Raw genomic sequence first — 20,145 nt, 5'->3', positions numbered from 1 at the left:
CGGTCAGCCCACCCACCAGCGCTCGAGCACCCGGGCGACGCCGTGGTTGGAGTTCGACGCGGTCACCTCGTCGGCGGCGGCGATCGCGTCGTCGTGGGCGTTCGCGACGGCGACGCCGTGCCGGGCCATGCTCAGCATCGGCACGTCGTTCGGCATGTCACCGAAGGCGAGGATCGCCGAATCCGTGATGCCCAGGTGCTCGGCGAGCACCGCCAGCCCGGATGCCTTCGTCACACCCGGTGCGGCGACCTCGATCAGCCCGTTGTTCGTCGAGTAGGTCAGGTCGACGCGGTCGCCGACGAGCGGTGCGAGCCGGGAGATCATGTGGGCGCTGGCGATGCCCGGCAACCGGATCAGCAACTTGACCGCCGGGTGCGCCAGCACGTCCTCCGCGGACATCTCGGTGTTGTCCGGGTTCAGCCAGGCGTGCTCGTACCCGGGCGAACTGACGAACTGCGGGGTGGCCGCGTCGTGGGCACTGGCCCCGACGCGCTCGGCCGCGACCCCCGCGCCGGGCAACGCCGCCTCGGCCAGCTCGGCGACCCAGGTCAGGGTGTCGGTGGAGAGGGTCTGCGCGCTCAGCACCCGGTCGGTGTCGCTGTCGTAGATGACCGCCCCGTTGGCGCAGACCGCGAGCGGGGCGTAGCCGAGGCCGTCGACGACCGGGCCGATCCAGCGGGGCGGGCGGCCGGTGGCCAGCACGAACGGCACCCCGTCGGCGACGGCGGCGTGCACGGCGGCGCGGGTGCGGTCGCTGATCCGCTCGTCGTCGTCGATCAGGGTGCCGTCGACGTCGCTGGCGATCAGTTCGGGCTTGGTGTGGCGGTGATCCTGCACTGCACCCATCTTGCCGCACGGGGCACCGGCGTGCCGCAGACGCGCCGGGGACGGCCGACTCCACCCGGCGGTCGGTGACTCCACTGTGGTTGCGGCTTAGCCATTTTCACGGTACGAGGGCTCGCCGGTCGAGCCGCGACCCGAGGAGGCGACATCGGACACACCGACGCCGGCCGCGCCGAACGCCGCCTCGGGGCCACTCTGCGTGAGCGCGGCGCCCGCGGGAACCGGCCGCCCATGCCGAGGCGGAGACGGCGCCGCAATGCAGTTCACGGACGTGAGAATCCGGGCCGAGTTCGTGCCGCACCAGGCCAAATCTGAATCTGCAACACGTGTGATTGCTTAGACTAACTTTTGCTGACTTTTAGCTGCCCGCCTGCGGTTTATCCGATTTGGGCCGATTCCCTGACCACAGAACACGTTCTCGTTTATGGTCCACATCGCAAACACGTTTCCTTGGGCAAGCAACGACCCGACCTTGAGGAGTCCAATGCAGTTCACCCCCCTGCGCCGCGCCGCCGTCCCCGCCGGTGTTGCCGCAGCCGTCGCCGCCAGCGCACTGCTCTGCGCCTCCCCCGCCTCTGCGGCGACCAACACCGTCGAATTCGCCGGCGCCTGCCAGGCGCGCGCGATCCTCACCCAGCACATGTCGCAACCGCTGGGCATGGGCATCACCGCACCGGATTCGGCGAAGGTCGGCGAGACCTTCAGCTACACGCTGCAGCCGACCGTGAGCTCACTGCCGGACAAGGAGTCGATCGCCACCACCATCGACATCCAGCGGCTGAAGATCGACTGGGACCTCCCGTCGAATGCCGAATTCGTCTCCGCAACAGTCGTTCCCGGAACCGGGAAGGGCATCTCCGGTGTCGCCCCCACCGTGATCCGGGTCAACGACGCAGGTGAGCCGGACGCAGCGGGCACCATCCTCCGGCTCTCCGGGGACAACGAGACGGTCGCCAACGGACCGAAGTCCAGCACGAACACGCCCGGTGGCATCGCGGTCGAGAAGACCAAGACCGATCTCGACGGCAATCCCACCGCCGACGGTTCCACCAAGTTCCAGCTCCCCGCAGTCGAGGTGACCGTCACGGCGCTCGCCGAGGGCGTCATCGCCCCGACGGTCCGGGTCTCCGGGGACTCGGCGAACTACAACAGCGACAAGAACTACGACACCTTCCTGGCCCGCGCCAACGCGCTCGGCAGCACCCAGAACGCCCCGACCTTCTGCACCCCCAAGGACGGCACCCGGCCTGCAAACGACGTCCCGGTCAACAAGGGCGGCCAGGGCCTCGCGACGATCACCGTCGGAGCGGGCACCGTCGATCCCGGCCCCGACCCGGATCCGGGCACCGACCCCGGAACGGGCACCGGCTCCGTCGACTTCGGCTCCGTGACAGAGATCTTCGGCTCCTGACCTCGTCTCCGATGGAACAGGCCGGTCCGCGTGACGGACCGGCCTGTTCGGTCGGCTGCTGCGTGGATCGAGGTCGGGCGAGTATCTCAACCGGCTCACAGGACGCGGGCCGGGCCACCGGTCGGGCAGGCCGGACCTGCGAACCCGCGCCGGTTTCCCTTGCGGGAGAGAGCTATCCGGCCGCCACCGCCAGCGCCCGATCCAGGGCGTCCGTCGGTGGCGTCGTGACCTTCGGCGGCCGATCCGAGAGCATGTCGGCGACGGCCTTCGGCCGGGCCAGCCACTCGCGGGCGGTGTTGCGGGCGACGGTGATCGTGCGGCAGTCGCAGTCGCCGCGGACCCCGTCGGCGTCGATACCCGCGTGGCGGCACAACGCGACCGCCCGGGTCACGTGCGGGTCCTGGCTGACGATCAACGCCCGTCGAACCCCGAAGGTCTGGGCGGCCCGTGCGCAGGTGTCGTACGTGTCGAGGCCGTGATCGTCGCCGACGATCAGCGCGGGGTCGACCCCGCGTTCCACGAGATACCCTGTCATCGCGGCGATCTCGTTCCCGGAGGTGCCGTTCGCGTCCCCGGACACCAGCACCGCCCGCGCCTTCCCGTCGCGCAGCAACGCGGCCGCGACGTCGAGGCGGCCGGCGAGGAACGACATCGGCCTGCCGTCCTGCACCTTCGCGCCGAGGACGATCACCACCGGCGCCTCCGGGGCGTCGGCGAGGTCGTGGACGTGTCCCGACGCCGCGGACGCGATCACCGCCATCGAGCCGACGGCCGCCACCGCACCCACCGCGACGACACCCGCGCCCGCGAGGGCCAGCCGTCGGCGAAGCGTCCGCCGCGGCCGATCGCCCCGCACCTCAGGCCCCGTCACCGCCCGACGAGGCCCGCCGGGCGGCCTTCGCCGCGGCCTCCTCGGCGTCCATCCGGTTGGCCTCCTCGAGGGTCGGCGCACCGCCCCCCAGACGGGCAGGAACCCAGTACTCCCCGGCGGGGTGCTCGTAGCTCTCCTGCAGCGCGTGCAGCATCGACTCCATCGTCGCGTGCACCTTCGCCGTCAACTCGTCGGCCGGCTCGAACGGGGCGATCGGCTCACCGACGGCCATCGAGATCGGCGTGTTCGTGCGGCCGAGTCGCTTCGGATGCCCCTTCGTCCACACCCGCTGCGACCCCCAGATCACCAACGGGATGATCGGAACGCCGGCCTCGATCGCCATCCGGGCGGCACCGGACTTGAAGTCCTTGATCTCGAAGCTGCGGCTGATCGTGGCCTCCGGGAACACCCCGATCAGTTCGCCGGCGCGCAGCGCGTCGACCGCGGCCCGGTACGAATCGGCACCCGCCGACCGGTCCACCGGGATGTGCCGCATCGTGCGCATCATCGGCCCGGAGATCTTGTTGTCGAAGACCTCCTTCTTCGCCATGAAGCGCACGTATCGCTTCACCTCGCGCACCGGAATACCCGCATAGGTGAAGTCCATGTAGCCGGTGTGGTTGATCGCGATCACCGCGCCACCCGAGGCGGGAATGTGCTCGGCACCACTGATGGTGAACCTCAGCCCCTCCGCGAAGAACAGCGTGCGGGCGACACCGATGATCGTTCTGTAGAAGGGTTCCACGGCCGCCAGCCTAGTGTGTGCCCGCCCACAGGTCCTCCGGAGTGGGAGGGGTGACGTGCGCCCCAATCCGGGCGGCGGACCCGCGTGTGCAGGGTTCGGTTTGCCGCACCACCTACCCTGGTAGGCGTCGCACCACCGTAGGAGGCAGTCGAAGTGCAGGTCACGAGCGTCGGACACGCCGGATTCCACATCCAGACCGAAGCGGGGTCCATCCTCTGCGACCCGTGGGTCAACCCGGCCTACTTCGCGTCGTGGTTCCCGTTCCCCGACAACACCGGCCTGGACTGGGACGCCCTCGGTGACGTCGACTACCTGTACGTCTCGCACCTGCACAAGGACCATTTCGACCCGCAGACCCTCGTCGACCACGTCAACAAGGACGCGACGGTGCTGCTGCCGGACTACCCGGTCCCGGACCTGCGCCGCGAGCTGGAGAAGCTGGGCTTCACCAAGTTCTTCGAGACCCAGGACTCGGTCAAGCACACGGTGAGCGGCCCCAAGGGCGACCTGGACGTCATGATCATCGCGCTGAGGGCGCCCGCGGACGGCCCGATCGGCGACTCCGGTCTGGTCGTCTCCGACGGCGAGACCACCTGCTTCAACATGAACGACGCCCGCCCGGTGGACATGGACGTGCTCGGCGAGCAGTTCGGCAAGGTCGACATCCACCTGCTGCAGTACTCGGGGGCGATCTGGTACCCGATGGTCTACGACATCCCGGCAGGCACCAAGCGCAACTTCGGCAAGCAGAAGCGTCAGCGTGGCATGGACCGCTGCCGCAGCTACATCGACCAGGTCGGGGCAACCTGGGTGGTGCCGTCCGCCGGCCCGCCGGTGTTCCTGGACGAGGCGCTGCGCGATCTGAACGACGACCACGACGATCCGGGCAACATCTTCCCCGACCAGATCGTCTTCCTGGAGCAGATGCGCATCCACGGCAACGACGGCGGACTGCTGATGATCCCCGGTTCGGTCGTCGACATCCACGGCTCGCAGGCGGCGCTCACGCACCCGATTCCGGACGCCGAGGTCGACAAGATCTTCTCCGACAAGGCCGCGTACATCGAGGACATGGCGCAGCGGATGGCCCCGGTCATCGCCGCGGAGAAGGCCGCATGGGCACCCGCCGAGGGCGAGCCGCTGCTCGGGCCGCTGCAGGCGAAGTTCGAGCCGATCATGGCGCAGTCGACGCTGATCTGCGACGGCATCGGCTACCCCGTCGGCCTGGAGATGGGCGACGAGACGGTCGTACTGGACTTCCCCAACCGGGTGGTGCGCGAGCCGAAGGAGGACGACGGCAAGTACCGCTACGGCTTCCGCATCGCACCCGAGCTGGTGCGCACCGTCCTGCGTGACGACGAGCCGGACTGGGTGAACACCATCTTCCTGTCCACCCGCTTCCAGGCGTGGCGGGTCGGCGGCTACAACGAGTTCCTCTACACGTTCTTCAAGTGCCTGACCGACGAGCGGATCGCGTACGCGGACGGTTGGTTCGCCGAGGCGCACGACGACTCGGCGTCGATCGAGGTGGGCGGCTACGAGATCCAGCGCCGCTGCCCGCACCTGAAGGCGGACCTGTCCAAGTTCGGTGTCGTCGACGGCACCAACCTGACCTGCAACCTGCACGGCTGGCAGTGGGACCTCGAGACCGGCCGCTGCAAGACCTCGAAGGGCCACGAGCTCCGCTCGACCAAGCTCTGACCCCACCCCCGAAGGTTCCGTAATGTGACATTGGCTCACTTGACGATCCCCAATGTGACATTACGGAACATCACGCGGGGGCGGTGACCTCGTAGATCGAACGGGTGTGGCAGTCGGTTCGCGGCGAGCACGGCTGACCACCCCTAGGGTGGGGTGATGGCACCGAGTCGGGAGTCCGTCGAGGAATTCCTCACCAGCTACGGCCGGGCACTGGCCACCTTCGACGCGGTCGCGACCACGCAACTGTGGGGCCTGCCCGGAACGCTGGTCACCGACGCGTTCGTGGGCGCGCTGACCACCCGCGAGGAGATGATGCTCGGGCTGTCTCAGGGCCATCCGGTGTACCGGGCCCTCGGACTGGGCGGGGTCACGCACACGCTGCTCGAGTACGCGCCGTTGACCGACGCGCTGGTCCGAATCCGGGTGCGCTGGCATTTCCTCGACGACGCGGGGGCCGAGCTCACCGACAGCGACTACGAGTACCTGCTGCGTCGCGATCCCGAGGGGTTGCGCGCCTACGTCGCGGTCGGCATCAACGACGCCGAGAAGCTCCGCGAACTGGCGCAGCGGCGAGGCGTCGAGCTTCCCGGGAGCTGAAAACCCACCGACGACCCGCCGCACGCGTCCACGCCGCGATCGAGCGCCCGGAGCAATGTGTGACCACGGTCTCACCCAACGGGACGAGTACGCACGGTCACACAAGTCTTTTGGCTCACTTGGTCGCAACAACGACGAGAGGGTCACGCGACAAATGGACGATTTCACCGGCAGGGTCGCACTGATCACCGGCGGCGCCCGAGGTCAGGGCCGCTCCCACGCGCTCGCATTCGCGGAGCGCGGCGCGAACGTGGTGCTGGTCGACCGGTGCGAGGACCGCGAGGTGATCGGTCATCCGATGGCGACGAAGGAGGACCTGGCCGAGACGGTGCGCCTCGTCGAGGCCGCCGGAGGCCGTTGCCTGGCAACCCGGGCCGACGTCGCGGACCGGTCCGCCCTGGACGAGGTGGTCGCCCGGGCGACGGCCGAGTTCGGCGGGATCGACATCGCCGTCGCGAACGCGGGGGTGTCGGCGGCGGCCCCGGTGCAGTCCACCAGCACCGCGATGTGGGACGAGGTGGTCGGCACCAACCTGACCGGCGTGTTCAACACCCTCGCCGCCGTCTCCCCGGGCATGATCGAACGTGGCTACGGCCGGATCGTGACGATCTCCTCGATGCTCGGCCGCACCGGGAACACCAACCAGGCCGCCTACTGCGCATCCAAGTGGGGTGTGATCGGATTGACCAAGAGCGCCGCACTCGACCTGGCCGCGCACGGGATCACGGTGAACGCGATCGCCCCCGGCAACATCGCCACCGGGATGCTGCACAACGACGCCCTGTACCGGCACCTACGGCCCGATCTCGACAACCCGGGCCCCGACGACGTCGAGGACATCCTGCGCGGCCTGCACGTCCAGCCGGTCGCGTGGCTCGATCCCGCCGAGATCACCCGGGCGGTGCTGTTTTTCACCGCCGAGGCGGCCGCGCATGTCAGCGGCACCGTCCTGCCCGTCGACGCCGGCAACGCCGCCCGCGTCACCGCCTGACCACGAGAGGAGATCAGCCGATGACCACTGCAACGAACGACGAGATCCGCGAGATCGAGGGCGGTGCGGTGCCGCAGCGGTTTGCCCGCGGCTGGCACTGCGTCGGCCTGTCCCGGGACTTCAACGACGGGAAGCCGCACTCGCTCAACGCCTTCGGCACCAAGCTGGTGGTGTTCGCCGACAGCACCGGCGCGATCAAGGTCCTCGACGCGTACTGCAGGCACATGGGCGGCGACCTGAGCCAGGGTGAGGTCAAGGGCGACTCGGTCGCCTGCCCGTTCCACGACTGGCGTTGGGGCGGCAACGGCAAGTGCACCGGCATCCCCTACGCCCGCCGGGTGCCACCGCTGGCCCGCACCCGCGCCTGGCACGTCCTCGACCAGGACGGCCTGCTGTTCGTCTACAACGACCCCGAGGGCAACCCGCCACCGGAAGAGGTGCGGCCGCCGCGCATCCCGGGTGCCCTGGCCGACGACTGGACCGACTGGAAGGGCTTCAAGCAGACGATCGTCCACACGAACGTCCGCGAGCTCATCGACAACAACGTCGACATGGCGCACTTCTTCTACGTGCACGGCTCGTTCCCGACGTTCTTCCGCAACGTGTTCGAAGGCCATGTCGCCGCGCAGTACATGAACGGCGTCGCCCGCGACGACATCCGCCCTCCGGCGAAGCCCGGTGAGCCGCGCGTGCTCGGCAACTCGTCGTCCGCCGCCTACTACGGTCCGGCCTTCATGATCGACGAGTTGACGTACCACTACGAGGGATTCGACTCCGAGGCGATCCTGCTCAACTGCCACTACCCGATCGACGCGAACACCTTCGTGCTCACCTACGGCGTGATCGTGAAGTACTCCGAGCACCTCGCCCCCGATGCCGCGGAGAAGCTCGCCGAGGGCATGAGCACGTTCATCAACAAGGGCTTCGAGCAGGACGTGGAGATCTGGCGCAACAAAACCCGGATCGACAACCCGCTGCTGTGTGAGCAGGACGGCCCGGTCTACCAGCTGCGCCGCTGGTACGAGCAGTTCTACGTCGACGTCGCCGACATCACGCCGGACATGACCGACCGCTTCGAGTTCGAACTCGACACCACCAGGCCGGTCGAGTCGTGGCGGCAGGAGGTCGAGGAGAACCTCGCCGCTCGCTCGGCCGCGCAGGGCTGAGCCGATGCAATCCGTGCAGTGCCGCGAGTGCGGGGTGTCCGTGCTCGTGGAGAAGTTCAGCTGGGAACACACCGGTGTGCAGTGGACCGAGGACGCGGTCGCGGCGTGCCCCGCGCTGGCACCCCTCGCCGCCCGCGGTGACACCGCGTCACTGACACGAGGCTGCGAGGCGATGCGGACGTCGATTCGCACGGCCGCGGTCGAGGGGCTCTTCGGCGACCTCGACTGAGCGTGCCGATCCACCGAGAGGTCGAACGGGCGACAACCCGTTCGGCCTCTCCGGCGTTCCCGGGTGACCGCGGCGGGCGGCGTCGACTATGCGCGGTCCCACAGCGCGAGGTAGTCCTCGCGGCCGAACATCGTCGCGGCGTCGACGGCGGTGGGATGCCCGGCCCGGGGGTCGGCGCCGGCGGCGGCGAGCACCCGCACCACGGCCTCCTCGCCCTTGAAGATCGCGCCGGCGACCGGCGACTGGCCGCGGGCGTTGAGCCGGTTCACGTCCGCGCCGTGGTCGGCCAGCAGCTGCACCGCGGCGGCGTGCCCGTGGTACGCGGCGAGCATCACGAGGGTGTCGCCGGTGCCGGTGGTCAGGTTCACCGGGACCCCGGCATCGAGGTACGCGGCGAGGGTGTCGGCGTCACCGGCCCGGGCGGCGTCGAACACGCGCTGCGCGATCTCCTGCAACCGCGGATCGATCGGTTCGTCGGTCATACCGTCCGACGCTACCCAATCGCCTGTACGACCGAATGTGGCCTTCGTTCAGTCGGATTGAACGAAGGCCACATTCGGTCGAAAATGGTGGGGGGTTTACGGCGCGCGCAGCACGTCCGTGCCGACGAACGGCTGCAGCGCGGCGGGCACCGTCACGGAGCCGTCGGCCTGCTGGTGGTTCTCGAGGATCGCGACGATCCAGCGGGTGGTGGCGAGAGTGCCGTTGAGGGTCGCGGCGATCTGCGGCTTGCCGTTCTCGTCGCGGTACCGGACGCCGAGGCGGCGCGCCTGGAAGGTGGTGCAGTTCGACGTCGACGACAGCTCGCGGTAGCGCTGCTGGGTCGGCACCCACGCCTCGCAGTCGAACTTGCGGGCCGCCGAGGAGCCGAGGTCGCCGCCGGCGACGTCGATGACGCGGTACGGCACCTCGATCGCGGCGAGCATCTCCCGCTCCCAGCCGAGCAGGCGCTGGTGCTCGGCGTCCGCGTCCTCCGGCTTGCAGTAGGTGAACATCTCCACCTTGTCGAACTGGTGGACGCGGATGATGCCGCGGGTGTCCTTGCCGTAGCTGCCCGCCTCGCGACGGAAGCACGACGACCAGCCGGCGTACCGCTTCGGGCCGGCGGACAGGTCTAGGATCTCCCCGGAGTGGTAGCCGGCGAGCGGAACCTCGGAGGTGCCGACGAGGTACAGGTCGTCCTGTTCGAGGTGGTAGACCTCCTCGGAATGCTGGCCGAGGAAGCCGGTGCCCTGCATGATCTCGGGGCGCACCAGCACCGGCGGGATCATCATCGTGAACCCGTTGGCGGTGGCCTTCTGCGCGGCCAGCTGCAGCATGCCCAGCTGCAGGAGCGCACCGAACCCGGTGAGGAAGTAGAAGCGCGCGCCGGAGACCTTCGCGCCGCGTTCCATGTCGAGCAGCCCGAGCGACTCGCAGAGCTCGAGGTGGTCCTTCGGCTCGAAGTCGAACGTCGGCAGTTCGCCGACCGTGTCGAGGGTGATGAAGTCGTCCTCACCGCCGGCGGGGGCGCCGTCCTGGACGATGTTGGAGATGGCGCGCTGCGCGGCCTCCAGGGCGGCGTCGGCCTCGTGCTGCGCGGCCTCCGCGTCCTTGACCTGCTGCGCAAGTTCCTTCGCACCGGCCAGCAGCGCGGGCCGCTCCTCCGGCGATGCCTGCCCGACCTTCTTCCCGAGGGCCTTCTGCTCGGCCCGCAGGTTGTCCCCGGCCAGCACCGCGGCGCGGCGGGACTCGTCGGCCGCGAGCAGTGCGTCGACCAGCGCGGGATCCTCTCCCCGAGTGCGCTGCGACTGGCGGACGACGTCGGGGTTTTCCCGCAGGAACTTGAGGTCAATCACGACCGAAACCCTACTTGGTCGCCGTTTGGCGCGGAGCCTGCCCAGTGGCCGGGTGTCGGGAACGCCTCATTTCCGTTTCGGTGTGTCGGCGATCGGGACGCGCGCGGCAGGCATGATGGAGGGCGATGTCCGACGAACACAGCTCAGCTCACGACGACCCGACCCCGGCCCCGGCAGACGGCCCGCAGGGGGGACGGGACGACGCCGCACCCACTGGCGGCTGGTCCGCGGCCGAGCGCTGGACCGGCGGCAGGCAACTGTCCGCGAAGGTCACCCGCCGGGCCTTGATCGCGGTCGCGCTCGGCGCGGTGATCGCGGCGATCGCCACCGTCGTCATCTCCGGCGGGTTCAAGGGCGGCGACGAATTGAAACCCGACGCGAACAGCGGCGGACCGATGGCGACCGGCGCGGTGGCCGGGAAGGCGTTCGGCACCGCCGCCGCCGGCGACTGCCTGACGTGGACGGAAGCGGACGCCAGCGACCTGTCGAAGGTCGACTGCGCCGAGGAGCACCTGTTCGAGGTGGCCTCCGAGGTGGACCTGAGCGTCTTCCCCGGCGCCGAGTTCGGCCCGGGCTCCCGCTTCCCGAGCGTGCTCCGGTTCTCGCAACTGCGCGACGAACACTGCACCCCCGCCGTCACCGAGTACCTCGGCGCGCACTTCGACCCGCACGGCAAGTACAGCGTCGGCCTGATCAACCCCGGTGAAGCCGGCTGGGCGGCCGGCGAGCGGACCATCCGCTGCGGGCTGCAGCGGTCGAGCACCACCGGAACCGTGCTCGCGGTCACCGGTGCGGTCCAGGGTCAGGACCAGTCGAAGGTGTGGGAGGCAGGCACCTGCATCGGTATCAACCAGAACGTGCCCGCCGACCCGGTGGACTGCTCGCAGGCGCACGCCTTCGAGGTCATCTCGGTGGTGGACCTGGGCGCGAAGTTCCCGGGCGGTTTCCCCGCCGTCGCCGACCAGGACAAGTACCTGGAGGAGACGTGCACGCAGGCGGCGAACGAGTACCTCGGATCGCCGGACGCGCTGCGGAACAAGACCCTGACCCTGTTCTGGGACAACCTCGACCTGAGCAGCTGGCTCGCCGGCAGCCGGAAGGTGAACTGCTCGGTCGGCAAGGAGATCGACGGCGGCGGCTTCGCGCCGATCGTGGGTTCGGCCAAGGGCGACATCCTGATCAACGGAGCGCCCCCGGTCGCGCCGCCGCCGCTGCCCGAGGGCCGGTCCATCCCGACGCCGCTGCCGGGCGCCGCTCCGCTGGGGAACTGATGGCGGTGCAGATGTCCGAGGCCAGGTTCGACGAACTGGTCTCCGAAGCCCTAGACCTGATCCCGCCGGAGTTGGCGGCGGCCATCGACAACGTCGTCGTCCTCGTCGACGACCGCGACGAGGAGGACCCGGGCCTGCTCGGGCTCTACCACGGCATCGCGCTGACCGAACGCGACAGCCACTACGGCGGTTCGCTGCCCGACACCATCACGATCTACCGCGAGGCGATCCTCGACATCTGCGACGACGAGGAGCACGTGGTCGACGAGGTGGCGATCACCGTCATCCACGAGATCGCGCACTACTTCGGTATCGAAGAGGACCGGCTGCACGAACTCGGCTGGGGCTGAGCCCCACCGCACCGCCGCCCACCCTCCCTCGGCGGGTGGCCGGCGGGTGGAATCTGCGGGAACCGTTCGACCGACGGGCGCGTCCAACCCCCTGACGGATCATTTCGATCGAGCCAGCCAGGAGACCGCCCATGACCGGACACGTGTTCGTCTCACCCGACGCCCTGATCTCCGCGGCCACCCAACTCGAGGCCCTCGCGCAGCGACTCCAGGCAACCGTCGACGCCAACGCGCCCGCACTGCACATGGCGCCCGCCGGCACGGAGGAGGTGTCGGTGCTGGCCGCGTCGTACTTCAACTCGGTCGCCGACAGCTTCCTGCCTGCGGCGGCGACGGGCATCGCGGAACTGTGGGCGGCGGCCGCGACGCTGCGCAAGCAGGCCGCCGAGTACGAGGGCCTGGACCATTCGTTCGGCGCCGCGCTCGCCGCGGGCATGTGATCCGAGCCGATCCGACCGTAGGAAGGAGCACGAAATGACACTGGGCTTCACCGGCGTCGTCTGGTTCCCCCGGGGTGCCACCTGGAACTCGACCGCGCTGAACGCGGGCATCGGACCGGCCGGGTTCGCGGCCGCGGGCACCGCTTGGTCCGCCGTCGCGACCGGCCTGACCGACGCCACCGCCACCGTCACGAAGGTGATGACGGAACTGCGGGTCGGCTGGGAGGGGGTCGCATCCGACGCGGCGCTCGCGAAGCTCGCCCCGTTCCTGACGTGGACGGAGCAGGCCGCCGCGGTGGCCACCGCGACCGCCGCGAAGGCAGGCGTCGAGGCCGCCGCGCACACCATCGCGCGGGCCACGATGCCGAGCCTCGCCGAGATCGCCGCGGTCAAGGCCGCGACCGTCGCCGCCCACACCGTCGGTGGTTCGCTGGCCGGCGCCGGCGCGGCCGCCGAGGCCGCAGACAAGGCGATGGACCTGCGGGCGGCGCTGGTGATGGAGGCGTACGAGTCGGCGTCGAGCATCGTCTCGGTGCAGCAGGGCTTCAGTCCCCCACCGCCGCTGGCGAACGCGGGCGGCGCGGCGCCGCCGGACGCGCCCGTTGCTCCCGTTCCCCAGAACACCCTGCTGTCCGACTTCGCGGTCAACCCGGCGCAGGCCGCGCAGGCCGCGCTCGGCACGGTGCTCGCGCAGGCGCAGAGCCCGACGGTGGTGGCCGCGGCATCACAGGTCGGGGCGATCGCCGGGACCGGGGTGAGCACGGTCGCGGGGGCGGCGTCGGCGCTGGCCCCGGCGGCGGCTGCGATCGGTGGCAGCCGGTTCGGCGATGCGGGCGCCCCGACGGTGACGGGTGCCGCCCCGGAGGCTCGAGCCGGCGGATCCGCCCGGACCGTCGGCGCGGCGGGGTACTCCGGCGGTCCCGGACGCGGCGGGCCTGCGGGTGCCCCGCGGATCACCCTGCCGGAGGGCTGGGGCGGCGCCACCGGCACCGGCGGCTCGGGAATCGCGGGCCGCGGGGCCGCGATGGGCGCAGTCCCCGGGCTCGAACCGGCGCCCGTCGCCCGGGTGGAGGCCGCGGCCGCGGCCCGGCCCGGGCACCTCGGTGCCCCGCTCGGTGCGGGTGCGTCGCAGGGCGCCGAGGACGAGGAGCACCGGACGCCGGGATACCTGAAGAGCTTCGAGCACTTCGAGGACGGCCGGGTGGTGATCCCGTCGGTGATCGGCGGCGACCGGTGACCACGCCCTTGATCGGCGGCCGGCTGGGGTCGGTGACGCTGAGCGGCGACGAAATCGACCTGCTGCTGCACCTGCTCGGGGTCGACGAACTGCCGGTGGTGCTCGCCGCGGCGTCCCGGTTCGACACGGTCGCGGCCCGCGATGTGGCGTTCGCCGCGGCTCGTGAGTCCTTGCAGGCGCGGGGGCTGCTGCGCGGTGACTATCCGCACCCGGGGATCGTCGATCGACTGGCGGTGCTCGCCCGCCCGACCGTCGAGCTCGCCCTGCGCTGGTACCCCGGCGACGGCGCCGTGTCCCGGATGTGTCTGGCCCAGGGCCCTGCCGGGGTGGTGCTGGCGCTGCGAGCGGCGGACACCTACGTGCTGGCGGACGTCGGTACCGCCGAACCAGACCTGGTGCTCGACGTGATCGGCCGCGGCGGCGGGCTCGACGTCGGTTCGGTCAGCGCGCCGACCGAACCGCTGGCGGCGGCCCTGCACGATGTCACCGACCCTCCCGCGGTCGCGCGCCGGTTGATGTCCCTCGGCGTGGCGGAGCGGGACGCCGACCGGCTCGCGCACGCGCTCGGCTCGTGCCGGGCGCACGCGGAGATCGTCGCGCTCACGCACCGGGAGGGCCGGACGGGCACGTCCGGCCCGGTGACGGTGTTCGACACCGGCGACGGCCGGATCGTCGGCACCACGAGCGCGGCCGCGGACGGAGCCGCGTGGTGCACGCTCGGCCCGGGCGGGGATGCGCGGGTCCGGCAGGCGGTGCGGGAACTGCTCGACGCGGCGGGTGCTGCCGAATCGGTCTGACGGGCCACTGTGTTCGACGGGGCGCTGTCGGGTGACCGGTACCCTTTGCAGTGACATTCTGGCGATCGAGACGTTTGGTAGGGCAATGGGTGAACCCGTCGAGGAACCGGCTCCAGACGAGACGGCCGGCGACTGGCGTCGACTGAAGGACGTCGAGCTGACCCCGATCCTGTCGGCGTCGCTCGACGCGTTCTACGAACTCGGCTACCACGGGACGACGGTGCGCGAGGTGGCCCGCCGGGTCGGGGTGACGGTGCCCGCGCTGTACTACCACCACGACAGCAAGGAGGGGCTGCTGATCGCCCTGCTCGAGTTGTCGACGGCGGACGTGCTGGCGCGGGCGCACGCCGCGGACGCCGACGGCGGCGACGATCCGGTGCAGCGGCTCGCGAACGTCATCGAGGCGATCGTGTTGCGGATGACGACGCGTTCGCGGCTCGCGTCGCTCGAGGGCGAGGTGCGGTACCTGAGCACGGAGAACCGGCAGCGGTACCGCGCGGTGCGCAAGGGCATCGAGGAGGTCGTGCTCGGGATCGTCCAGGACGGTACGGCCAGTGGGGATTTCGACGTCGAGGACCCCGCCGAGACCACCCGCGCGCTGCTCGGCATGTGCCAGTCCATCCCCCGCTGGTACCACGCGGAAGGCACCCTGTCCCCCGAAGAGGTCGCGAAGAAGTACGTGGCGATCGCGATGAAAACCGTTGGGGCAAAGCCGAGGTGAACGTTCCCACGCCACACCGCCCCACCCCGTGTGGATGAAGGGCACCTTCGCTCGGCCCAACCGGACGAGGGGCACCTCCACCCGCGACGGTGTGGCGGTGGAGCGAGCGGACGAAGACGGTCAGCCTTGGCCGAAGACCGCAGGCCGCTTGTTCAGGAACGCGTCGACGCCCTCCGCGAAGTCGGCGGCGGCGAGCAGTTCGAGCTGACCGCTGCGCTCGCGGGCGAACGCCGGGTCGAGCTGGCCGAGGGTGGCGTCGTTGATCGCGGTCTTGGTGGCCGCGAAGGCATCCGACGGTCCGTCGACGAGGCCCCGGACGAGCGCCTCGACGTCGGCGGCGAACGTGGCATCGGGATACACCCGGGCGATCAGGCCCGCGTCGAGCGCGTCGGTCGCGGGCAGCCGCTCGGCGAGCAGCGCCATCTTCAGTGCGCGGGCCCGCCCGATGGACGCCGCGACGAGAGCGGTCGCACCACCGTCGGGCATCAGGCCGATCTTGGTGAATGCGAGCAGCAGGTAGCTCGACTCGGTGGCGACGGTGAGGTCCGCGCCGAGGGCGAGCGAGACCCCGACCCCGGCGGCCGGGCCGTTGACGGCGGCGACGACCGGGCGCGGGAACGCGCGCAGCGCGGCGACGAGCCGGTTGGCGGCGTCGATGGTGGCGCTGTCGGGCGGGCCGGTCAGGTCGTCGATGGTGGACAGGTCGGCTCCGGTGCAGAACGCCCGGCCGGCGCCGGTGAGGACGACGACGCGGACCGCGCGGTCACCGGCGTGCTTCTCGAGGGCGTCGGCTGCGGCGGCGAGGGTCTCGGTGGCGACGGCGTTCATCCGGGACGGCCGGTTGATGGTGATGCGCAGGACGCCGTCGGTCAGGTCGACGAGGACATCGGGGGTGTCGGTGCTCATGATCTGTCCTTCTCGGGGAGTCAGGATCGGAATGTGAGCGCCACTTTGCCGGTGGCGCTGCGGGATTCGAGGCTGCGCAGCGCGTCGCCCGCGTGCTCGAGGGGGTGGACGGTCGGTTCGGCGACCTGCAGGGCGCCGGACTCCAGGAGGGGTTCGAGTTCGGCCCACTGGCGGGCCGGGTAGCCGAAGTCCTCGCGGACGTACTCGCCCCATCCGGCGCCGAGCACCGCGATGTTCTTGAGCAGCAACCGGTTCACCTTGACGGTGGGGATCTCGCCGCCGGTGAAGCCGAGGACGACGTGCCTGCCGTTCGTGGCCAGGCTGCGCAGGCTGTCGAGGAAGCGATCGCCGCCGACCGGGTCGAGGACGATGTCGACGCCGCGGCCTGCGGTGATCTCGGCGACCGAGTCCTTGAATCCGTCGGCGAGCACGGTGTGGGTGGCGCGGTTGGCGGCGGCGACCCGCGCCTTCTCCTCGGTGCTCACGACCGCGATGGTGTCCAGGCCGAGGGCGGCCGCGACCTGCAGGCACGCCGTCCCGAGGCCGCCGGCGGCGCCGTGCACGAGGACCGTCTCGCCGGCCCGGTACCGGGCGCGTTCGGTGAGGGCGAAGTGTGCGGTGAGGTAGTTCATCAGGAACCCGGCGCCCGCGGTCAGCGACACGGTGTCCGGCAACCGGAACACGATCGACGCCGGGACGGCGACGGTCCCCTGCCACGCGCCACCCAGCGCCAGCGCGACCACGCGTTCACCGACGTGAAATCCGCTGTCGGCGGGGGCTTCCCGCACGATTCCCGCGCCTTCGACGCCGGGGACGAACGGGGTCGGGCGGACCACCTGGTAGCCGCCCGACGTCTGCAGCAGGTCGGGGAAGGAGACGCCGGCGGCTTCGAGGTCGACGACGACCAGGCCGGCCGGATCCGGTTCGGGGATGTCGACGACGCGGAGGCCGTCCGGTCCGATCGCCTCGACCACCTGCACTGCCCGCATGCCGTCTCCCTGGTTGCTCGGTTCGGCCGCACGCCGCGGCCGTTTTCATCAGTACCAGACCTCACTGAGCGGTCGCTAGCTAACGGGACCCATTGACCGGCCCGAGGGTCCCGTGATAGGTGTCTTAGCGAGCGTTCAGTAATCCCGTTCGATCCAACCGAGGAGCAACCCATGGCCGACGAGTCGACCACTGCGCCCGAGCCCGCGGCGCTGTACGAGCGGCGCGGCAACGTCGCGCTCATCACGCTGAACCGCCCGCGCGCGATGAACGCGGTCAACGCGGCACTGTCCACGGCGGTCGGCACCCTGCTCGAGCAGGCCGAGGCCGACGACGAGGTGCGGGTCATCGTGATCACCGGTTCGGGCCGCGCCTTCTGCGCGGGCGCGGACCTGAAGGCGCTCGGCTCCGGCCAGTCCCTCGACGCCGACGGCCACCCGGAGTGGGGTTTCGCCGGCTACGCCCAGCACTGGGTGAGCAAGCCGACCATCGCGGCGGTGAACGGTTTCGCCCTCGGTGGCGGCACCGAACTCGTCCTCGCCAGCGATCTGGCCGTGGTCGACGAGAACGCGCAGCTGGGCCTGCCCGAGGTCAAGCGCGGCCTGTTCGCCGCGGCCGGTGGCGTCATCCGCCTGCAGCAGCAGATCCCGAAGAAGGTTGCCCTCGAGCTGGCGCTGACCGGCGAACCGATCACCGCCGCGCAGGGCAAGGAACTCGGGCTGGTCAACCGGGTCGCCCCGGCCGGCACCGCGCTGGACCTCGCCCTCGAGCTGGCCGAGACGATCGCGGGTAACGCGCCGCTGGCAGTCCGCGAGTCGAAGGCCATGATCCACAACACCGCGACCGGCGCCGACTGGGAAGCCGGTGTCTGGCAGGAGAACCTCAAGGCCCTCAAGGTCGTCTTCACCAGCGCCGACGCGCAGGAAGGCCCGAAGGCCTTCGCCGAGAAGCGCGCCCCGGTCTGGCAGGGCCGCTAACCCCACGATCACGGTCCGGTGCCCTGTCGACCCCCTCCGGGGCGCCGGACCGCCAAACCCCCACGAAAGGCACCAACACCATGACGAACGCAGTCATCGTCGACGCCGTCCGCCTCGCCTCCGGCAAGGGCAAGATGGGCGGCGCGCTGTCCGGCACGCATCCCGTCGAGCTGCTCGCGCACGTGCTCCGCGCGATCACCGAACGCAACAACCTCGACCCCGCCCTCGTCGACGACGTGATCGGCGGCTGCGTACAGCAGGTCGGCGAGCAGGCGCTGAACATCTCCCGGACCGCGCTGCTCGCGGCCGGGTTCCCGGACTCGGTGCCCGCCACCACCATCGACCGGCAGTGCGGGTCGAGCCAGCAGGCCGCGCACTTCGCCGCGCAGGGCGTCATCGCCGGCGCCTACGACATCGTCATCGCGTGCGGTGTCGAGTCGATGAGCCGCATCCCGATGGGTACCTCCCCGATGGGTCAGGACATCCACGGCCCGTCCATCGCCGCCCGGTACCCGGAAGGCCTCGTCCACCAGGGCATCTCGGCGGAGCTGATCTCCGCCAAGTGGAAGTTCGACCGGGACACGCTCGACGCCTTCTCCGCGCAGTCGCACCAGCGTGCGGCGGCCGCGATCGCCTCCGGAGCCTTCGACCGCGAGATCCTGCCGATCGACGTGACCAACGCCGCCGGCGAGACCGTCTCGCACACCGTCGACGAGACGGTCCGCGCGTCGACCACCGCCGAGGGCCTTGGCGGGCTCAAGCCGTCCTTCCGCACCGACGCCTTCGCCGAGCGCTTCCCCGAGGCCCCCTGGCAGATCACCCCCGGCAACTCCTCTCCGCTGACCGACGGCGCCTCCGCGGTGCTGATCATGAGCGAGGAGGCCGCGACCAAGCTGGGCCTGACCCCGCGGGCGCGCTTCCACTCGTTCTCGGTCGCCGGCGACGACCCGATGTTCATGCTGACCGCGCCGATCCCGGCCACCCACAAGGTCCTCGCGAAGGCCGGACTCGGCATCGACGACATCGACGCCTACGAGGTCAACGAGGCCTTCGCCCCGGTGCCGCTGGCGTGGGCCCACGAGTTCGGCGCCGACCCGGCCAAGCTGAACCCGCTCGGCGGCGCGATCGCCCTCGGTCATGCGCTCGGGTCGTCCGGCACCCGGCTGCTGACCACCCTGCTGCACCACCTCGAGAACACCGGCGGCCGCTACGGTCTCCAGACGATGTGCGAGGGCGCGGGCATGGCCAACGCCACCATCATCGAACGTCTCTGATCCACAACACGTCTCGAAAGGAACACGCATGATCATCAACGACAGCGTCGCCGTCGTCACCGGTGGCGCCTCGGGCCTCGGCCTGGCCACCACCAAGGCCCTGCTCGCCGACGGCGCCCAGGTCGTCATCATCGACCTGCCGTCCTCCAACGGCGAGACCGTCGCCAAGGAGCTCGGCGACCGGGTCCGCTTCGTCGCCGCCGACGTCACCGACGAGACCGCGGTCGCCGAGGCCCTCGACGTGGCCGAGTCCCTCGGCCCGCTGCGCGTCGCGGTGAACTGCGCCGGCATCGGCAACGCCATCAAGACGGTGAACAAGCAGGGCGCGTTCCCGCTCGACGCCTTCAAGAAGGTCGTCGACGTCAACCTGTTCGGCACCTTCAACGTGCTCCGCCTCGCCGCCGAGCGGATCGCGAAGACCGAGCCCATCGAGGGCGAGCGCGGCGTCATCATCAACACCGCCTCCGTCGCCGCGTTCGACGGTCAGATCGGCCAGGCCGCATACTCCGCCTCCAAGGGCGGCGTCGTCGGCATGACCCTGCCGATCGCCCGCGACCTCGCATCGCTGCTGATCCGCGTCGTCACCATCGCACCGGGCCTGTTCAAGACCCCGCTGCTCGGCTCGCTGCCCGAGGAGGCCCAGAAGTCCCTCGGCGGGCAGGTGCCGCACCCGTCGCGCCTCGGCGATCCGTCCGAGTACGGCGCGCTGGCCGCACACATCGTGTCGAACCCGATGCTCAACGGCGAGACCATCCGTCTCGACGGCGCCATCCGCATGGCCCCGCGCTGACCC

The 20,145-nt window shown here is 70.6% G+C and carries 22 protein-coding genes; 15 read left to right on the top strand and 7 right to left on the bottom strand.

What is annotated here, in order from left to right; all coding sequences use genetic code 11:
• Positions 1-3: 3 nt before the first annotated feature.
• A complete protein-coding gene (locus tag ACWDU4_RS04380) occupies positions 4-846 on the bottom strand; it encodes an HAD family hydrolase (RefSeq protein WP_450112629.1) in 843 nt (280 codons plus the stop codon).
• A gap of 481 nt (positions 847-1,327) precedes the next feature.
• On the opposite strand from ACWDU4_RS04380, the gene ACWDU4_RS04375 reads away from it, so the two are divergent.
• Positions 1,328-2,254, top strand: coding sequence for an Ig-like domain-containing protein (locus ACWDU4_RS04375; RefSeq protein ID WP_450112628.1), 927 nt, complete (start codon positions 1,328-1,330; stop codon positions 2,252-2,254).
• 172 nt (positions 2,255-2,426) lie between these two features.
• Here the strand turns inward: ACWDU4_RS04375 and ACWDU4_RS04370 are convergent, their stop codons facing one another.
• Positions 2,427-3,014: a SanA/YdcF family protein gene (locus tag ACWDU4_RS04370; protein WP_450112652.1), complete on the bottom strand. Its 588-nt coding sequence runs from the start codon at positions 3,012-3,014 to the stop codon at positions 2,427-2,429.
• 97 nt (positions 3,015-3,111) lie between these two features.
• Positions 3,112-3,870, bottom strand: a complete 759-nt coding sequence (locus ACWDU4_RS04365; RefSeq protein WP_450112627.1) for a lysophospholipid acyltransferase family protein — start codon at positions 3,868-3,870, stop codon at positions 3,112-3,114.
• 153 nt (positions 3,871-4,023) lie between these two features.
• On the opposite strand from ACWDU4_RS04365, the gene ACWDU4_RS04360 reads away from it, so the two are divergent.
• The 5 genes from ACWDU4_RS04360 (at position 4,024) to ACWDU4_RS04340 (ending at position 8,554) form a co-directional block, all read left to right on the top strand.
• Positions 4,024-5,571, top strand: a complete 1,548-nt coding sequence (locus tag ACWDU4_RS04360) for a Rieske 2Fe-2S domain-containing protein (protein ID WP_450112626.1) — start codon at positions 4,024-4,026, stop codon at positions 5,569-5,571.
• A gap of 156 nt (positions 5,572-5,727) precedes the next feature.
• Positions 5,728-6,168 (top strand): hypothetical protein, encoded by a 441-nt coding sequence (locus ACWDU4_RS04355; RefSeq protein ID WP_450112625.1) that lies wholly within the window; start codon positions 5,728-5,730, stop codon positions 6,166-6,168.
• A 154-nt stretch (positions 6,169-6,322) separates the two neighbouring features.
• A complete protein-coding gene (locus tag ACWDU4_RS04350) occupies positions 6,323-7,159 on the top strand; it encodes a mycofactocin-coupled SDR family oxidoreductase (RefSeq protein ID WP_450112624.1) in 837 nt (278 codons plus the stop codon).
• A gap of 20 nt (positions 7,160-7,179) precedes the next feature.
• Entirely contained in the window at positions 7,180-8,325 is a 1,146-nt protein-coding gene (locus ACWDU4_RS04345) for a Rieske 2Fe-2S domain-containing protein (protein ID WP_450112623.1), read from the top strand.
• Positions 8,326-8,329: 4 nt separating this feature from the next.
• Entirely contained in the window at positions 8,330-8,554 is a 225-nt protein-coding gene (locus ACWDU4_RS04340; RefSeq protein ID WP_450112622.1) for a hypothetical protein, read from the top strand.
• Between the two features lie 86 nt (positions 8,555-8,640).
• On the opposite strand, the gene ACWDU4_RS04335 is transcribed toward ACWDU4_RS04340, so the two are convergent.
• Both ACWDU4_RS04335 and serS read right to left on the bottom strand, forming a co-directional pair.
• The gene (locus ACWDU4_RS04335; protein WP_450112621.1) at positions 8,641-9,036 is read right to left on the bottom strand and encodes an ankyrin repeat domain-containing protein; all 396 of its coding nucleotides are present in this window, start codon (positions 9,034-9,036) and stop codon (positions 8,641-8,643) included.
• A gap of 96 nt (positions 9,037-9,132) precedes the next feature.
• Complete coding sequence (serS, locus tag ACWDU4_RS04330) at positions 9,133-10,392, bottom strand: serine--tRNA ligase (protein WP_450112620.1); 1,260 nt, start codon at positions 10,390-10,392, stop codon at positions 9,133-9,135.
• Positions 10,393-10,517: 125 nt separating this feature from the next.
• Between serS and ACWDU4_RS04325 the strand changes: the two genes are divergently transcribed.
• The 6 genes from ACWDU4_RS04325 (at position 10,518) to ACWDU4_RS04300 (ending at position 15,208) form a co-directional block, all read left to right on the top strand.
• A complete protein-coding gene (locus tag ACWDU4_RS04325; RefSeq protein ID WP_450112619.1) occupies positions 10,518-11,663 on the top strand; it encodes a septum formation family protein in 1,146 nt (381 codons plus the stop codon).
• Positions 11,663-12,013: a metallopeptidase family protein gene (locus ACWDU4_RS04320; protein ID WP_450112618.1), complete on the top strand. Its 351-nt coding sequence runs from the start codon at positions 11,663-11,665 to the stop codon at positions 12,011-12,013. Before ACWDU4_RS04325 ends, ACWDU4_RS04320 begins: the two co-directional genes overlap by 1 nt.
• A 131-nt stretch (positions 12,014-12,144) precedes the next feature.
• The gene (locus ACWDU4_RS04315; RefSeq protein WP_450112617.1) at positions 12,145-12,453 is read left to right on the top strand and encodes a PE family protein; all 309 of its coding nucleotides are present in this window, start codon (positions 12,145-12,147) and stop codon (positions 12,451-12,453) included.
• A 34-nt stretch (positions 12,454-12,487) separates the two neighbouring features.
• A complete protein-coding gene (locus ACWDU4_RS04310; RefSeq protein WP_450112616.1) occupies positions 12,488-13,690 on the top strand; it encodes a PPE domain-containing protein in 1,203 nt (400 codons plus the stop codon).
• Positions 13,687-14,487, top strand: coding sequence for an ESX secretion-associated protein EspG (locus tag ACWDU4_RS04305; protein ID WP_450112615.1), 801 nt, complete (start codon positions 13,687-13,689; stop codon positions 14,485-14,487). Before ACWDU4_RS04310 ends, ACWDU4_RS04305 begins: the two co-directional genes overlap by 4 nt.
• An 85-nt stretch (positions 14,488-14,572) precedes the next feature.
• Positions 14,573-15,208 carry a TetR/AcrR family transcriptional regulator gene (locus ACWDU4_RS04300; protein WP_450112614.1) on the top strand — a complete coding sequence of 212 codons (636 nt, stop codon included), beginning with the start codon at positions 14,573-14,575 and terminating at the stop codon, positions 15,206-15,208.
• A 120-nt stretch (positions 15,209-15,328) separates the two neighbouring features.
• Here ACWDU4_RS04300 and ACWDU4_RS04295 read toward each other — a convergent pair whose 3' ends face one another.
• Both ACWDU4_RS04295 and ACWDU4_RS04290 read right to left on the bottom strand, forming a co-directional pair.
• The gene (locus ACWDU4_RS04295) at positions 15,329-16,114 is read right to left on the bottom strand and encodes an enoyl-CoA hydratase (RefSeq protein ID WP_450112613.1); all 786 of its coding nucleotides are present in this window, start codon (positions 16,112-16,114) and stop codon (positions 15,329-15,331) included.
• Positions 16,115-16,134: 20 nt separating this feature from the next.
• Positions 16,135-17,103 carry an NADPH:quinone oxidoreductase family protein gene (locus ACWDU4_RS04290; RefSeq protein ID WP_450112612.1) on the bottom strand — a complete coding sequence of 323 codons (969 nt, stop codon included), beginning with the start codon at positions 17,101-17,103 and terminating at the stop codon, positions 16,135-16,137.
• A 171-nt stretch (positions 17,104-17,274) separates the two neighbouring features.
• On the opposite strand from ACWDU4_RS04290, the gene ACWDU4_RS04285 reads away from it, so the two are divergent.
• The 3 genes from ACWDU4_RS04285 to ACWDU4_RS04275 all read left to right on the top strand — a co-directional run bounded on the left by ACWDU4_RS04285 (position 17,275) and on the right by ACWDU4_RS04275 (position 20,142).
• Positions 17,275-18,078 carry a crotonase/enoyl-CoA hydratase family protein gene (locus ACWDU4_RS04285; protein ID WP_450112611.1) on the top strand — a complete coding sequence of 268 codons (804 nt, stop codon included), beginning with the start codon at positions 17,275-17,277 and terminating at the stop codon, positions 18,076-18,078.
• 80 nt (positions 18,079-18,158) lie between these two features.
• On the top strand, positions 18,159-19,352 hold the full coding sequence (locus tag ACWDU4_RS04280; RefSeq protein ID WP_450112610.1) for a thiolase family protein: 1,194 nt from the start codon (positions 18,159-18,161) through the stop codon (positions 19,350-19,352).
• A 28-nt stretch (positions 19,353-19,380) separates the two neighbouring features.
• Positions 19,381-20,142, top strand: a complete 762-nt coding sequence (locus ACWDU4_RS04275; RefSeq protein WP_450112609.1) for a 3-hydroxyacyl-CoA dehydrogenase — start codon at positions 19,381-19,383, stop codon at positions 20,140-20,142.
• Positions 20,143-20,145 lie beyond the last annotated feature (3 nt).

The organism is Rhodococcus sp. NPDC003348, assembly GCF_053589375.1.
Note: the sequence above shows the minus strand (reverse complement) of the source record. Positions and strands in the feature narration are given on the sequence as shown.